This is a genomic window from Aeromonas sp. 2HA2 (genome assembly GCF_029237345.1).
Taxonomy (GTDB): domain Bacteria; phylum Pseudomonadota; class Gammaproteobacteria; order Enterobacterales; family Aeromonadaceae; genus Aeromonas; species Aeromonas salmonicida.
On sequence record NZ_JAACGB010000002.1, the window covers coordinates 74,428 to 90,440 of the forward strand.

Consider the following 16,013-nt stretch of genomic DNA (forward strand, 5'->3'; position numbering starts at 1 on the left):
GTGCAGTGCCGGGACACATTGCCCGGCACTGCCTTGCAAAGGTTAACGCGACAGACGCGTAAGAGGATAAAGCACTATGTCCAAACAGATTATGGTTCCGGATATCGGCGCCGATGAAGTTGAAGTCACCGAGATCATGGTGGCCGTGGGTGACAAGGTCGAACTCGACCAGTCCCTGATTGCCGTGGAAGGTGACAAAGCCTCCATGGAAGTACCGGCACCGGCTGCCGGTATCGTCAAAGAGATCCTGATCAAGGTGGGCGACAAGGTTGCCACCGGTTCCCAGATCATGATCTTCGAAGCGGAAGGCGCTGCTGCTGCCGCTCCGGCTCAGGCTGCCGCCCCGGTTGCTGCTGCCGCTCCGGCTCAGGCTGCCGCCCCGGTTGCTGCTGCCGCTCCCGCCGCCCCTGTGGCCGACGCGCGCAAAGATGTGCACGTACCGGACATTGGTGACGACGAAGTGGACGTGACCGAAATCATGGTTGCCGTGGGCGACATGGTTGAAGCCGACCAGTCCATCATTGCCGTGGAAGGTGACAAGGCCTCCATGGAAGTGCCGGCGCCGTTCGCGGGCCGCGTGGTCGAGATCAAGGTTGCCGCTGGCGCCAAGGTGTCTACCGGTTCTCTGGTGATGGTATTTGAAGTGGCGGGCGCTGCTCCTGCCGCCGTTGCTGCGCCGGTTGAGACTGCTGCTCCCGTGGCTGCTGCCCCTGTGGCCGCCGCTGCCAAAGAGGTCAATGTACCTGACATCGGCGGTGACGAAGTCGAAGTGACCGAGATCATGGTCGCCGTGGGTGACAAGGTCGAAGCCGATCAGTCCCTGATCGCCGTGGAGGGTGACAAGGCCTCCATGGAAGTGCCAGCACCGTTCGCCGGCATCGTCAAAGAGATCAAGGTGAAGGCGGGTGACAAGGTCTCCACCGGTTCCCTGATCATGGTATTCGAAGTGGCTGGTGCTGCCCCTGTTGCGGCTCCGGTTGCTCAGGCTGCCGCCCCGGTCGCTGCTGCCCCTGTTGCCGCGGCTCCGGCACCGGTTGCCCAGGCTGCTGCTTCTTCCGACTTCGTTGCCAATGACGCTTACGTACATGCCGCCCCGGCCGTACGTCGCCTGGCCCGTGAGTTCGGTATCAACCTGGCCAAGGTGAAGGCCTCCGGTCGCAAGGGTCGCATCGTCAAAGAAGACGTGCAGGCCTATGTGAAGGATGCGGTCAAGCGTGCCGAGTCTGCCCCGGCAGCCGGTACCGGCACTGGCAACGGCATGAGTGTCCTGCCATGGCCCAAGGTTGACTTCAGCAAGTTCGGCCCGGTCGAAGAGCTGGAACTGACCCGGATCCAGAAGATCTCCGGTCCTGCCCTGCATCGCAACTGGGCCATGATCCCGCACGTCACCCAGTTCGACGAAGCCGATACCACGGATCTGGAAGCGTTCCGCAAAGAGCAGAACCTGCTGGCCGAGAAGCAGAAGCTGGACGTGAAGATCACCCCGCTAGTGTTCATCCTGAAAGCCGCCGCCAAGGCCCTGGAAGCACACCCACGCTTCTGCAGCGCACTGTCCGAAGACGGCAGCAAGCTGATCATGAAGAAGTACATCCACATCGGTGTGGCGGTAGACACTCCGGGGGGCCTGGTGGTTCCTGTGGTGCGTGACGTCAACAAGAAGGGCATCTACGAGCTGTCTCGCGATCTGGCCGAGATCTCCAAGAAGGCCCGTGCCGGCAAGCTGACCGCTGCCGACATGCAGGGCGGTTGCTTCACCATCTCCAGCCTGGGTGGCATCGGTGGTACCAGCTTTACCCCGATCGTCAACGCGCCGGAAGTGGCCATCCTCGGTGTTTCCAAGTCCGAGATGAAGCCGAAGTGGAATGGCAAGGAGTTCGTGCCTCGCCTGATGCTGCCGCTGGCCCTGAGCTATGACCACAGGGTCATAGACGGTGCTGACGGAGCCCGCTTCGTCACCACCTTGAGTGGTGTGTTGTCCGACATTCGTCGATTGGTCCTGTAAGTGAGAGGGCGGGCCCAGAGCCTGCCCTTTTTACTTCTCATTTCATTAACAGGATTGTAAACTTGCCCCGTTTTTTCACGGTTGCAGCCGCCTTGTTTGGCATTGAGTTGGCATAAGACTGCGCCGTCCGGGGATATATAAGAACGACAAAGAGGTCATGATGAGTAAAGAAATCAAAACTCAGGTCGTAGTACTGGGTGCTGGCCCTGCCGGTTATTCCGCTGCTTTCCGTGCCGCCGATCTGGGTCTGGATACCATTATCGTCGAGCGTTACTCCACCCTGGGTGGCGTCTGCCTGAACGTGGGTTGTATCCCGTCCAAGGCACTGCTGCACGTCGCCAAAGTTATTGAAGAAGCCAAGGCGCTGTCCGAACACGGCATCATCTTCGGTGCCCCGCAGACCGACATCGACAAGGTTCGTCTGTGGAAAGAGAAGGTCATCAACCAGCTGACCGGCGGTCTGGCTGGCATGGCCAAGATGCGTAAAGTTCAGGTGGTCAACGGTTTCGGCAAGTTTACCGGCCCGAACACCCTCGAAGTAGACGGTGCTGACGGCAAGACGACCGTGACCTTCGACAACGCCATCATAGCGGCCGGCTCCCGTCCGGTGAAACTGCCCTTCATCCCCCATGATGACCCGCGTGTATGGGATTCAACCGATGCGCTGGAACTGACTTCCGTACCAGGCAAGCTGCTGGTTATTGGCGGTGGCATCATAGGTCTGGAGATGGGTACCGTTTACTCCTCCCTGGGTTCCGAGATCGACGTGGTGGAATTTGCCGACCAGCTGGTACCGGCTGCCGACAAAGACATCGTCAAGATCTACACCAAGCGCGTTGCCAAGAAATTCAACATCATGCTGGAGACCAAGGTCACCGCAGTTGAAGCCCGAGCAGACGGCCTGTACGTCTCTTACGAAGGCAAGCACGCTCCTGCCGAGCCGGTACGTTACGACAACGTGCTGGTTGCCGTAGGCCGTGTGCCGAATGGCAAGCTGATGGATGCCGAGAAGGCCGGCGTTGCCGTGACCGAGCGCGGTTTCATCGAGGTGGACAAGCAGCTGCGTACCAACGTGCCTCACATCCACGCCATCGGTGACATCGTCGGTCAGCCTATGCTGGCGCACAAAGGTGTTCATGAAGGCCACGTTGCGGCCGAAGTCATCGCCGGCAAGAAGCACTACTTCGATCCGAAAGTGATACCGTCCATCGCCTACACCGAGCCAGAGATGGCCTGGGTTGGTCTGACCGAGAAGGAAGCCAAGCAACAGGGCTTGAACTTCGAAGTCGCCACCTTCCCGTGGGCTGCGTCCGGTCGCGCCATTGCCTCTGATTGCTCCGACGGCATGACCAAGCTGATCTTCGACAAGGAGAGCGGCCGCGTCATCGGTGGTGCCATCGTGGGTACCAACGGTGGTGAACTGCTGGGTGAAATCGGTCTGGCCATCGAAATGGGGGCCGACGCCGAAGACATCGCCCTGACCATCCATGCTCACCCGACTCTGCACGAGTCCGTGGGTCTGGCTGCAGAAGTGTTCGAAGGTTCCATCACCGACCTGCCGAACGCCAAGGCCAAAAAGAAGAAGTAATTTTCTTCTTGCAGCCAACATGAAAAAAGCCGCTCTTAGGAGCGGCTTTTTTGTTTTTGATGAATAAAGAGATTTGTTCGGGGCCGATTGCTATGCTGAAGGCTGTTACTTCACGCGATGGATCCTGCGATGCAAACACCGGCCACTCCTGACAACGAACGCCTGCGCCTCGATGCGCTGCGCCGTATGGCCATTCTGGATACCTCTGCCGAAGAAAGATTCGACCGGATCACCCGTATGGCCCGCAACATGTTCGATGTGCCCATCTCGCTCGTGTCACTGGTGGATGAGGATCGGCAGTGGTTCAAATCCTGCTGTGGTTTGCCTGTGCCGGAGACGCCGCGGGACATCTCCTTCTGTGGTCATGCCATTCTCGGCGATGAGCTCTTCGTGGTGGAGGATGCGACCCGGGATCTGCGCTTCGCCGACAATCCGCTGGTATCCGGGGATCCCCATATCCGTTTCTATGCGGGCAGCCCGTTGCAGATTGGGGAGGGGTACAAGTTGGGGACCCTGTGCATCATAGATCGCAAGCCGCGCCTGCTGGATGAGCGGCAGCGGGACTTGCTGACGGATCTGGCCGGCATGGTGGAGCGCGAACTGGCGGCGATCCAGCTGGCTACCATGGATGAGCTGACCGGCATCACCAACCGGCGCGGTTTCATGCTGCTGGCACACAAGTGCCTGCAACTCGCCCATCGTCAGGGGCGAGCGGCAACCCTGTTGTTTCTCGACCTCAACCGGTTCAAGGAGATCAACGACCGGCTGGGGCACGACGTCGGTGACGATGCCCTGCAACAGATGGCGTGTCTGATGTGTGGCGTTTTTCGGGATGCGGACATCTTTGCCCGACTGGGTGGGGATGAGTTTGCGGTATTGCTGCCGGGTACTGGGCCGGCAGAGGTGCCACGGGTGTTGGCACGGCTCGATGAGGCACTGGCCGGGTTCAACCGGGAGAGCGGCAAACCCTATCGGCTGAGCTGCTCGGTCGGGGTGGGGCACTATGATGCGCTTTCGCCACCGGCGCTGGATCTGCTGCTGCAACAGGCGGACAAGCAGATGTACGATTGTAAAAAAGGGCGCTAGCAGCGCCTTTTTTGGCCTGACCTGGAGGGCAGAAGGTTCCATTGCCCCCATTGCTGCCATCACTGACCCGGATCCGGGTATCGTCCACGCTGACATCGGCCCCGTGCACCCGCACTGGCCCGCTGCTGCAGGCGCAGAGCAGACTCCCCAGCAACATAGTCACCACCAGCTTGCTCATGATACCTCCTGTTATTTCCCTGATTATGGGGCATTTCCAGGAAGGGGCGGAGGCGAGTTTGCGGGTGTGCGTCATGGCTTGCCGCTGATATGACGAGGAGCGCCGCGGCGCTCCTCGTGTGAGGGGAAGAAGGGGTTACAGCCGGAAATTGCCCACCAGCTTGTCGAGCTCGCCGGAGAGTTGTTGCAGGCTGCGGCTGGCGTCGGTCAGCTGGTGGGCTATGTCGGCAGTTTCCATGGTGAGCTGGTTGATGTCCTCCACGTTGCGATTGAGCTCGCCGACCACGCTCGACTGCTCTTCGGTGGCGGTGGCGACCTGGATGTTCATGTCGTTGATCTGGGTGATGTAAGCGGTGATCTGACCGAGTGCGCCATTGGCCTCGTCGGCCTGGGTCACTACCGCCAGGCTCTGGCTGCGGCCCTGAGTCATGGCGCTGACAGCACGGGCACTCTGATCCTGCAGCCGGTTGATCATGCCCTGAATTTCGGCGGTGGAGGCGGCGGAGCGGTTGGCGAGGTTGCGTACCTCGTCGGCCACCACGGCGAAGCCGCGGCCCTGTTCACCGGCGCGGGCCGCCTCGATGGCGGCGTTGAGGGCCAGCAGGTTGGTTTGCTCCGAGATGCTGCGAATGGTCTCCAGGATGCTGCCGATGGAGTCGGTCTGCGTCGCCAGCGACTCTATCACGCCCGCCACCAGTGCAATCTCGTCAGAGAGACCGACTATGCCGTGGCGGGCCTGGGCCACCACGCCAGCGCCTGCTTCAGCCTGGTCGTTGGCCTGTCTGGCCACCTCGGCGGCTTGCGAGGCGTTGCCCGCTATCTCGCTCACGGTTGCCCCCATCTCGTGGATGGCGGTGGCCACCTGCACAGTGCGGTCACGCTGGGCGGTGCAGTTTTGCTGGGTCAGCTGCGCCTTGCTGGCCACTTCGTCGGCGGTGGCGGCGAGCTGGTGGGAGTTTCTGGCGACCTGCTCGATGGCGCTGTGGATCTTGCTGACGAAGTGGTTGAAGCTCTCCGTGATCTCCGCCAGCTCGTCGTTGCCAGTGAGCTTGGCGCGGGAGTCCAGCGCCAGATGCTCGGCGGCATAGCCGATGTACTGTTGCAGGAAGCCGACCCGACGCTTGAGGTTGATCAGGATGAGCACCGAGACCAGCAGCGAGATGAGGATGGCGCCGCTGATGATGGAGATCATCTGCATTCGTCCGCTGGCATAGCTCTGCTCACCGCGCTGATGGCGCTGCTGTGCCTGCTGGATCAGGCCGTCGAGCAGGGCGTTGGCATCCTTGCGCATGGTGCCATAGGTGACCGTATAGCGATCCCGATAGATGCCTCTCGCCGCTTCCATGTCCCCTTTTTCCAGCGCCTGCAGCATGGGGTTCAGCTCGTTGCTCTCCATTCCTTCAAACTGGCTCAGCAGTTTTTGCGCATCCGCTCTGGCCGCCGGATCCGTCTGGGCGGTTACCGCCTGCTGCATGGCCTGACGCATCTCGGGAATGTCCTCGTCACGGGCATCCTTGACCCGGCTGAGTACGCCCCGTTCATCCTTGAGGGAGGTATCTTGCAGCAGCATCATGTCGATCCCCACCCGCATGCGGGGGATACGTGATACCACTTCCGCCATGGCGCGCATGGGGGTGGCCGTGTTCTGGTAGAGCTCGGTGGATTGCTGCTGGATGGAGCCCATGCTTCTCAGGCTGGCGCCACCCACGAGCAAGAGGGCGAGACAGGGCACTGTGACAGCCAGGATCAGCTGCAATTTGAGCGTCAGTTTACCTTCTAGCAAGGGAGTGCTCCTTCATGGCTGGCCATGATGTGGTTGATGAGGGTTGTTGCCAGTATAGATATGAATTGGCCGCCTCCCGGGCAAAGGCACGGGGAATGGGCCGCAAGCCGCATAAAAAGGAGCGCCATGGCGCTCCTTTTTGAGGCGTGACTCCCGACGCCGCTTACAGACGGAAGTTGCCGACCAGCTTGTCCAGCTCGCCTGAGAGTTGTTGCAGGCTGCGGCTCGACTCGGTCAGTTGGTGGGCTATGTCGGCCGTCTCCATGGTGAGCTGGTTGATGTCTTCCACGTTGCGATTGATCTCGCCCACCACGCTGGATTGCTCCTCGGTAGCGGTGGCGACCTGGATGTTCATGTCACTGATCTGGGTGATGTGGGCCGTTATATGGCCAAGGGCGGCATTGGCTTCGTCAGCCTGAGCCACCACTTCCAGACTCTGGCTGCGACCCTGGGCCATGGCACTGACAGCGCGGGCGCTTTGCTCCTGCAGCCGGTTGATCATGCCCTGGATCTCGGCGGTGGAGGCGGCGGATCGGCTCGCCAGATTGCGTACCTCGTCGGCTACCACGGCAAAGCCCCGGCCCTGTTCACCTGCCCGTGCCGCCTCGATGGCTGCGTTCAGTGCCAGCAGGTTGGTCTGCTCCGAGATGCTGCGGATGGTGTCGAGAATGCTGCCGATGGAGTCGGTCTGGTTGGCCAGGGATTCAATGACACCGGCGACCTGCTCAATCTCGCTGGAGAGGCCGACGATGCCGTGGCGGGCCTGGGCGACGACGACAGCCCCCGCATCCGCCTGCTCGTTGGCCTGTCTGGCGACGTCCGCCGCCAGGGAGGCGTTGCCGGCGATCTCGCCTACCGTCGCCCCCATCTCGTGAATGGCGGTCGCCACCTGGACGGTACGGTCGCGCTGGGCGGTACAGTTGTGCTGGGTCAGCTGCGCCTTGCTGGCCACCTCGTTGGCGGTAGCGGCCAGTTGGCGGGAGTTGCTGGCGACCTGCTCGATGGAGCCGTGGATCTTGGCGACGAAGTTGTTGAAGCCGGTGGCAACCTGGGTCAGCTCGTCGTGGCCTTCTACTTTGAGGCGCTGGGTGAGATCGCCATCGCCACTGCCCAGTTCACGGAACAGGCGGGCCAGCTCGTTGAGCGGGCGGCTGACGGAACCGGCCAGCAGCATGCCGAGCAAGCCCATGCCGGCGGCGATGGCCAGGCTCACCAGCACAATGTGCAGTCGTGCCTTGTCCAGCTCGGCATAGATCTCGGCTTCCGGCACCTGGGCCACCAGATACCAGTCGAGCATGGGGATGTAGCTGGTGGCCAGTATCACGGCCTGGCCATCGACCTCGGCCTGGGTGGCTGCGAACGCTTGCTTGGTCAGAAGGTTGGTTGTGGTGCCGCTGGCCAGTTGGGTCAGGTTGTCCCGATCGATACGGGCGGCATCCGAGTGCAGCTTCACCTTGCCGCTGCCATCTGTCATGAACACGAAGCCGCTGTCACCGATCCGGAAGTTGGCGAGCATGCTGACCATGCTGTCGAGGGACTTGGCGAGCCCCGCCAGACCGCGGCCGTTGAGCTGCTGGAAGTTGACGAACAGCTTCACCTCGCCATTGGTCTCGCGAAAGATGCTGAGCATCAGGTCTTGCGGGCTCTTGGTATAGCCGTAGAACCAGGCGTCCTGCTCAGGGGTCAGGTTGCGCAGGAAGCCATCCTGGTTGTAGTAGGCTGCGCTCTGCCGATCGGCGAAGGAGGCGGTCACCAAACCATACTGGGCCGTCATGTCCTTGAGCTGATCAATGAGGATGGACTCCTGCTCCTTGGGCATGCCGCGGGCGACCCAGTCCAGTACGAAGCGGTCGTTGGCCAGCTGTCTGGCGGCATTGGCAACCGAAGTCAGATCCTTCTCGATCTCCTTGCCGATACGCTGGGTCAGGTTGGGCAGCTCCTGCTCGAACATGCGGGTTTCGATCAGTTGTTGCGCCGAGCGCTGGCTGAAGTAACCCACCAGCAGGCAGGAGAGCACCACGGCCAGGGTGACGGTGGCCAGAATTTTCTGTTTGAGTGTCAGGCGTGCAAGCATGGGAGTGACTCAGAAGTGTGGAGACGGGATTGAGCACATATTAACGGCAGTGTGGTGATGCCCTTGAGGGGCTAACCGGTTTTATTGATGGATTGCGTTTGCGCTCACAGGGGCGCGCTGGTGCAGCTCCGGTTTATCAACGAACAGCGCCTCCATCACAGCCCTATATTGCTGTCGTGGCTGTTGCGGTTAGCTTTTCGCACTTTATAGTAAGCGTCACTGCTTACTTGGCTCGTACTGGATTCAATGGAAAATCATATGCGCATCTTTCGTCGGGGATGGACCCACCTGTTTCTGATTTTGCTGGCCAGCTTGCCACTCATGGCGGCGGCCCAGTCCGAACGGCCTAGGATTGCCCTGGTGCTGAGCGGTGGCGGTGCCAAGGGGTCGGCCCATATCGGCATCCTCAAGGTGCTGGAGGAGAAACGCATTCCGGTGGATATCATAGTGGGTACCAGCATGGGCTCCTACGTGGCGGGCATGTACGCCATGGGGCTCAGCGCCGAGGAGGTGGAGCGCACCACCCTGGCCATCGACTGGAACAAGGGATATCAGGACAAGGTCGGTCGGGACGAGCTATCCCTGCGCAAGAAGCAGCAGAGCGAGAAGTATCAGCTGCGCACCGATATCGGTGTCAACGGTGATTCGGTTCAGTTCCCGGATGGATTCTTCCAGGGCCAGTCCATGGCCAGCTTGCTGCGCCACGCCACCTCCAACCTGCCGGTGCAGAAGAGCTTTGACGACTTGCCCATCCCCTATCGCGCCGTGGCCACCGACATGGAGACTGTGACCCCCTTTGTGTTGGGTGATGGCAGTCTCGCCAAGGCGATGCAGGCATCCATGTCCATTCCTGGTGCCCTCAAACCGGTGGAGTGGGAGGGACATATCCTGGCCGACGGCGGCACAGTCAACAACATGCCGGTCGATGTCGCCAAGGAGATGGGGGCTGATGTGGTGATAGCGGTGGACATAGGCGCCAGGTTGCGCACCCGGGAATCCCTCAAATCCGGCCTCGCCATGATAGATCAGCTCACCACCTACATGACCCAGGTCGGCACCGACAAGCAGAAGGCACTGCTGGGGCCGAAAGACATATTGCTGACCCCTGAATTCGGCAACATGGGCATTGCCGACTTTGCCCTGATGCCGGAAGGGATCAAGCAGGGGGAGGCGGTGGCCAACCGCGCCGCTACCCAACTCGATGCGCTCTCCCTCTCGCCCAGGGAGTACGCCGTCTATCGCCACCAGAAGCTGAGCCGCCGTGCCGAGCGCAGCGGTCAGCCCGCCTACTACATCGACAAGGTGGAGATCCTCAACAAGTCACGCCTCTCCGATGAGACGGTGCGCGCCATGTTGAAGGTGAAACCCGACAAGATACAGACCAATGAAAGTCTGGAGGCGGGCATTCGCCGCCTCTACGCACTGGAGTCGTTTGACCGCATCACCTATGAGGTGGAAGAGCGCGACGGAGAGAACGTGCTGGTGGTGGATGCCAGCGAGAAAAACTGGGGGCCGGGCTACCTCAACTTCCAGTTCGGCTTCTCCGACGACTTCGAGAGCAGCTCCAACTACAACGTCGGCATGTCCTACACACTCACCAACTTGAATGAGTGGGGCGCCGAGTGGCTGACTGAGGCCTCCCTGGGCACCGCCAAGCACCTCAAGACCGACTTCTATTCGCCGCTGGAGCCTTCCCAGACCTTCTACGGCGAGGCGAGCTTTGCGTATGACCAGACCCAGCGAAGCCTTTTCAACCCGGATCCGGAAGATCAGTCTTTTAACTATCTCGATACTGAGTACTCCTTCTTCAGTACCGATCTGGCTCTGGGCTGGAATCTGCAGCCCTGGAGTCGCCTCTCGCTGGGGGTGGACGGCAAGATGGGCAGTATCGATGTCAGGAACTTGAATGGGGTGAATTCGGATGCCATCTCCTGGGGGCCTTATGTCCGTTTCGAGCACGATACCCTCGACAGCCGCTACTTCCCCTATGAAGGGGTTTTCTGGGACATCAAGGGGGGTTATTCCCATGTCCGGCTGGATTATCACAATGATAATGAAGAAAACGAGCGAAATGAGGGGGTCAATTATCACCTCTCTATGATCAAGCCCTGGTCCTGGGACAGACACAGCCTGAACCTGATACTGGAAGGGGGTGGCTCCACCTCCCAAGAAGAGGTGCCACTGTTGGTGCAGGATCTGGGCGGGCTGTTCCGCCTGTCCGGCTTCCAGCACTACCAGCTGAGCGGTCGCTACAGTCTGTTTGGCGGGCTGCGCTACATCTATCGGGTGGTCGACAACGACTTTGGTGCGCTGCGGGCGCCGCTCTATCTTGGGGGCTCCCTCGAACAAGGAGGGGTGTGGGACAAGGGGGAAGACATCAGTATCGAGAGTTCCTTCACCGGAGGATCCGTCTACGTGGGGATAGAGAGCTTCCTCGGCCCCATCTTCCTCGGCTACGGCATGGCAGAGGGGGGCAACAACATGTTCTATCTGCAATTGGGCACCACATTCGAATAACGGCCAAATGATGCCTTTTTGTTAACTTATTTCTTGCCTGGCTTTTATGTGGTGACAAAATGTGAGCAAGTTTAATTGGTTAGCCTGGCTTGTTGAATATCTGTACAGGGTTTGGATTTTAATTACTCGTTAAAACTTATATAGTGAGGGGCACCCTACGGGTGTCCCGCAAGGACGATCGCCGCGAGCCTGGGCGAACCCCAAAAAAAGACCAAAGAGGAATTAGTCGTGCTTGAAACATACCGTAAACACGTCGCAGAACGTGCCGCCGAGGGCGTGGTTGCCAAACCTCTGGATGCAGAGCAGGTCGCCGCCCTGGTTGAACTGATCAAGAACCCGCCCGCTGGCGAAGAAGACTTTCTGAAAGAGCTGTTATCCTCCCGAATTCCACCAGGTGTTGATGAAGCGGCTTATGTCAAAGCCGGTTTCCTCACCGCCATCGCCAAGGGCGAAGCCCACTCTCCCATCCTGACCGCCGCACAAGCCGTTGAGCTGCTGGGCACCATGCAGGGTGGTTACAACATTCAGCCGCTGATCGACCTGCTGGACCATGCCACCCTGGCCCCTCTTGCTGCCAAGGGGCTGTCTCACACCCTGCTGATGTTTGACTCCTTCCATGACGTGGAAGAGAAGGCCAAGGCGGGCAATGCTCACGCCAAGCAGGTGATGCAATCCTGGGCCGATGCCGAGTGGTTCCTCTCTCGCCCCGAGCTGGCCGAGAAGATCACTGTGACCGTGTTCAAGGTGACTGGTGAAACCAACACCGATGACTTGTCCCCTGCGCCGGACGCCTGGTCCCGTCCCGATATTCCGCTCCATGCCCTGGCCATGCTGAAAAATGCCCGTCCCGGCATCACTCCGGACAATGACGGCACCGTCGGCCCCATCAAGACCATAGATGCCCTGAAAGAGAAGGGTTTCCCGCTGGCGTATGTCGGCGACGTGGTCGGTACCGGCTCTTCCCGTAAATCTGCCACCAACTCGGTGCTCTGGTTCATGGGTGACGACATTCCGTTCGTGCCGAACAAGCGCGCCGGCGGTGTCTGCCTCGGCGGCAAGATTGCCCCCATCTTCTTTAACACAATGGAAGATGCGGGCGCCCTGCCCATCGAAGTGGATGTCTCCAAGCTGGAGATGGGCGATGTCATCGACATCTACCCGTTTGCCGGCAAGATCTGCAAGCACGGCACCGATCAGGTGCTGGCCCAGTTTGAACTGAAAACCGAGGTGCTGATCGACGAAGTACGTGCCGGTGGCCGTATTCTGCTGATCATAGGTCGTGGCCTGACCGACAAGGCTCGCGAAGCCATGGGTCTGCCGTTCTCCACCGTATTCCGTCGTCCTGTGCCTGTGGCCGATACCGGCAAGGGTTACACCCTGGCCCAGAAGATGGTGGGCAAGGCGTGTGGCGTGCAGGGCATTCGCCCCGGTACCTACTGCGAGCCCAGAATGACCACGGTAGGCTCCCAGGACACCACGGGCCCCATGACCCGCGATGAGCTCAAAGACCTGGCCTGCCTCGGCTTCTCCGCCGATCTGACCATGCAGTCCTTCTGCCACACAGCAGCCTATCCCAAGCCCATCGACGTGCAGACTCACCACACTTTGCCGGACTTCATCATGAACCGTGGTGGTGTCTCTCTGCGTCCGGGTGACGGCGTCATCCACTCCTGGTTGAACCGCATGTTGCTGCCGGATACCGTCGGTACCGGTGGTGACTCCCACACTCGTTTCCCCATCGGTATCTCCTTCCCGGCGGGCTCCGGTCTGGTGGCCTTTGCCGCCGCGACCGGCGTGATGCCGCTGGACATGCCGGAATCCGTGCTGGTGCGCTTCAAGGGCGAGTTGCAACCGGGCATCACCTTGCGTGACCTGGTTCATGCCATCCCTTATGCCGCCATCCAGAAAGGGCTGCTGACTGTCGAGAAAGCGGGCAAGAAGAACATCTTCTCCGGCCGTATCCTCGAGATCGAAGGTCTGCCGACCCTGAAGGTGGAGCAGGCGTTCGAGCTGGCCGACGCCAGTGCCGAGCGTTCCGCGGCCGGTTGCACCATCAAGCTGGATCAGGCGCCGATCACCGAGTACCTCAAGTCCAACATCGTCATGCTGAAATGGATGTTGTCCGAAGGCTACGGCGACCCGCGCACCATCACCCGCCGTATCCGGGGGATGGAGGAGTGGCTGGCTAACCCTGTGTTGATGGAAGCGGACAAGGATGCCGAGTACGCCGAAATCATCGAGATCGATCTGGCTACCATCAAGGAGCCCATCCTGTGTGCGCCGAACGATCCGGACGATGCCCGTTTGCTGAGCGACGTGGCTGGCAGCAAGATCGATGAAGTCTTCATCGGTTCCTGCATGACCAACATCGGCCACTTCCGTGCCGCCGGTAAATTGCTCGAGAAGTATCAGGGCGAACTGCCGACTCGCATGTGGATCGCACCGCCCACCAAGATGGACAAGGATCAGCTGACCGAAGAGGGCTACTACGGCATTTTCGGTCGCGTCGGTGCTCGCATCGAGATCCCGGGTTGTTCCCTGTGCATGGGCAACCAGGCGCGTGTGGCGGAAGGGGCTTCTGTGGTCTCTACCTCCACCCGTAACTTCCCGAACCGTCTGGGCAAGGGTGCCAACGTCTACCTGGCCTCTGCTGAGCTGGCTGCCGTTGCCGCCATCCTTGGCAAGATCCCGACCGTTGCCGAGTATCTGCAGTACGCCAAGACCCTGGATGCCACTGCGGCCGATACCTATCGCTACCTCAACTTCAACGAGATCGCCTCCTACACCAAGAAGGCCGATGCGGTGATCCTGCAACAAGCGGTATAAGATTCCGGCATTCGCCGTCATCTGATGCAACAGAGCCCCGGCAGTGCCGGGGCTCTTTTTTTATTGGGTAACAGGGCTGCATACGATGCATACAGACACAAATATTTATTCAGGATAAGTGGTTCGGATGGCAAGCTGAGGTAAGCTGCACCCCTCCTTTTGTCCTGCATTGCCAGAAAGAAGAGAGGGGGATCCCCGCGACAGTCACTGCGGGAAAGCAGGGGGAAGGCCCGGTCAGCGCAGACTGGTGGGGCTTGTCGTCATAACCACATTGCCGTTTGCCTGATGCTCACCTGATTCGGGCTGGCGGGCCGTTTCTTTGGATGAATCGGTTATGCATTTTTTTTATATCGATCTCTCCCGCCGCTGGCTTCGGCTCTGCTGCGCTTTCATGGTGTTCATCCTGCCGCTGCTGGTGGGAGGATGGGCAACGCACAAAAGCTATATGGAGGAGCTGGAGTCCGGTTCCGCCGCCGCCGCCCACAAGGCGATGACGCTCATGGAAAACATGCTGGATCACGCCGAGCGGGCCAATCGTCAGGTGCTGCCGCTGGTGGGCGCGCCTTGTGACGAGATAGATTTTCAGCTGCGTGAGCAGGTCGCACTGGTGCCTTTTGTTCGCTCGGTCAATCTGATCAAGGAGGGGATGCTGTACTGCACCTCCCTGTTTGGCTCCGTGCGTGAGGTCGATGATGCCAGCCCCTATATAGCGCGCAAGTTGCTGCTGATGCGTGGCAATCAGGTGCGGGCCAATCATCCCTTGCTGATAGTGCGCAGTGAGCAGGAAGGGCATGCGGCCTTGAGCGCCATCGATGGGGAATACCTGAGCGTCATGCTGACCCTGAGCCATCACGCCGGCAATCTCTTCATGCGGGTGGGCAGCACCTGGTTTGATGAAGCAGGCCACTATCTGGACAAGGCCCCCGACCTGCATGCTCTGGCCAGAACCGAGCTGACTTCACCGCACTACCCCTTCTCCATTCATGCCGGTTACGTGACCCTGGCTTACTGGCATTCGCTGTGGGATCACAAATCTCTGATCCTCTCTCTGCTATGCGGTCTCTCGTTAGCGTTTGCACTGCTGGTATGGTGGCTGCTGGGCCGCCCGGGTTCCCCGGTCGGCGAGTTGCGCAGAGCGTTGCGGGCCAAGGAGTTCGAACCCTATCTGCAACCTCTGGTTACCACGAGTGACACCAGGTTGATGGGGGTGGAAGTGCTGATGCGCTGGCAGCATCCCAATTCAGGTCTTATCCGTCCCGACCTCTTTATTCCCCAGGCGGAGGAGTCCGGGCTGATAGTACCCATGACGACCCTGATCATGAAGAAGGTGGCCCAGGTGTTGAGCCGGGAGCAGGTACGCCTGCCCGATGGCTTTCACATCAGTTTCAATATCAGCGCGGCCCACTGTCGCGACCTGGCTTTGCTGCAGGAGTGCCGCACTTTTCTGGCGCAGTTTGCCCCCGGCAAGATAGTGCTGGTGCTGGAGCTGACCGAACGTGAGCTGCTGGTGGTGGATCCGAATACCCTCTCCCTGTTCCGGCAACTGGATCAGATGGGGGTCAAGCTGGCCATCGATGACTTCGGAACGGGTCACTCCAGCCTCTTCTATCTGCAGCAGTTCCACGTGGATTATCTGAAGATCGACCAATCCTTTATCGGGCGTATCGGTACAGAGTCACTCTCCGAGCACATAGTGGCGAATGTCATCGACCTGGGCGCCAGACTCGGCTTGTTACTGATAGCAGAAGGGGTCGAGAGCGAATTGCAGGCCGCCTATCTGAGAGCCAAGGGAGTCGACTACCTGCAAGGCTACCTGTTTGGTCGCCCCATGCCGCTCAAGCGCTTCTGTGACGATTTGCCACAGGGAGAGGCCTTGGCCAGCAGCTTGCCCGAGCTGGCGGATCCTCATCTGGGCTGAGCGGCTCATGCGGTTGTAATCCCTATTCTTTAGAACAACAGA

General features: G+C 60.0%; 8 protein-coding genes. 6 read left to right on the forward strand and 2 right to left on the reverse strand.

What is annotated here, in order from left to right; all coding sequences use genetic code 11:
• Positions 1 to 76 precede the first annotated feature (76 nt).
• The 3 genes from aceF (at position 77) to GWQ29_RS03710 (ending at position 4,676) form a co-directional block, all read left to right on the forward strand.
• On the forward strand, positions 77 to 2,002 hold the full coding sequence (gene aceF, locus GWQ29_RS03700) for a pyruvate dehydrogenase complex dihydrolipoyllysine-residue acetyltransferase (protein ID WP_275918774.1): 1,926 nt from the start codon (positions 77 to 79) through the stop codon (positions 2,000 to 2,002).
• A gap of 160 nt (positions 2,003 to 2,162) precedes the next feature.
• Positions 2,163 to 3,590 (forward strand): dihydrolipoyl dehydrogenase, encoded by a 1,428-nt coding sequence (gene lpdA / locus GWQ29_RS03705; protein ID WP_021139031.1) that lies wholly within the window; start codon positions 2,163 to 2,165, stop codon positions 3,588 to 3,590.
• 129 nt (positions 3,591 to 3,719) lie between these two features.
• Positions 3,720 to 4,676 carry a sensor domain-containing diguanylate cyclase gene (locus GWQ29_RS03710; protein WP_169046902.1) on the forward strand — a complete coding sequence of 319 codons (957 nt, stop codon included), beginning with the start codon at positions 3,720 to 3,722 and terminating at the stop codon, positions 4,674 to 4,676.
• 313 nt (positions 4,677 to 4,989) lie between these two features.
• Here the strand turns inward: GWQ29_RS03710 and GWQ29_RS03715 are convergent, their stop codons facing one another.
• A complete protein-coding gene (locus GWQ29_RS03715; RefSeq protein WP_275918775.1) occupies positions 4,990 to 6,636 on the reverse strand; it encodes a methyl-accepting chemotaxis protein in 1,647 nt (548 codons plus the stop codon).
• 163 nt (positions 6,637 to 6,799) lie between these two features.
• The gene (locus GWQ29_RS03720) at positions 6,800 to 8,710 is read right to left on the reverse strand and encodes a methyl-accepting chemotaxis protein (protein WP_275918776.1); all 1,911 of its coding nucleotides are present in this window, start codon (positions 8,708 to 8,710) and stop codon (positions 6,800 to 6,802) included.
• A gap of 258 nt (positions 8,711 to 8,968) precedes the next feature.
• On the opposite strand from GWQ29_RS03720, the gene GWQ29_RS03725 reads away from it, so the two are divergent.
• The 3 genes from GWQ29_RS03725 (at position 8,969) to GWQ29_RS03735 (ending at position 15,971) form a co-directional block, all read left to right on the forward strand.
• Positions 8,969 to 11,227, forward strand: coding sequence for a patatin-like phospholipase family protein (locus GWQ29_RS03725; protein WP_275918777.1), 2,259 nt, complete (start codon positions 8,969 to 8,971; stop codon positions 11,225 to 11,227).
• A gap of 228 nt (positions 11,228 to 11,455) precedes the next feature.
• Complete coding sequence (gene acnB / locus GWQ29_RS03730; RefSeq protein WP_275918778.1) at positions 11,456 to 14,053, forward strand: bifunctional aconitate hydratase 2/2-methylisocitrate dehydratase; 2,598 nt, start codon at positions 11,456 to 11,458, stop codon at positions 14,051 to 14,053.
• A 334-nt stretch (positions 14,054 to 14,387) separates the two neighbouring features.
• On the forward strand, positions 14,388 to 15,971 hold the full coding sequence (locus GWQ29_RS03735; protein ID WP_275918779.1) for an EAL domain-containing protein: 1,584 nt from the start codon (positions 14,388 to 14,390) through the stop codon (positions 15,969 to 15,971).
• Positions 15,972 to 16,013 lie beyond the last annotated feature (42 nt).

What these genes read in the sequence shown, in the direction of transcription:
- aceF (WP_275918774.1), top strand. Translation starts at nt 77, where the DNA reads ATGTCCAAACAGATTATGGTTCCGGATATCGGCGCCGATGAAGTTGAA.
- lpdA (WP_021139031.1), top strand. Translation starts at nt 2,163, where the DNA reads ATGAGTAAAGAAATCAAAACTCAGGTCGTAGTACTGGGTGCTGGCCCT.
- GWQ29_RS03710 (WP_169046902.1), top strand. Translation starts at nt 3,720, where the DNA reads ATGCAAACACCGGCCACTCCTGACAACGAACGCCTGCGCCTCGATGCG.
- GWQ29_RS03720 (WP_275918776.1), bottom strand. Translation starts at nt 8,710, where the DNA reads ATGCTTGCACGCCTGACACTCAAACAGAAAATTCTGGCCACCGTCACC.
- GWQ29_RS03725 (WP_275918777.1), top strand. Translation starts at nt 8,969, where the DNA reads ATGCGCATCTTTCGTCGGGGATGGACCCACCTGTTTCTGATTTTGCTG.
- GWQ29_RS03735 (WP_275918779.1), top strand. Translation starts at nt 14,388, where the DNA reads ATGCATTTTTTTTATATCGATCTCTCCCGCCGCTGGCTTCGGCTCTGC.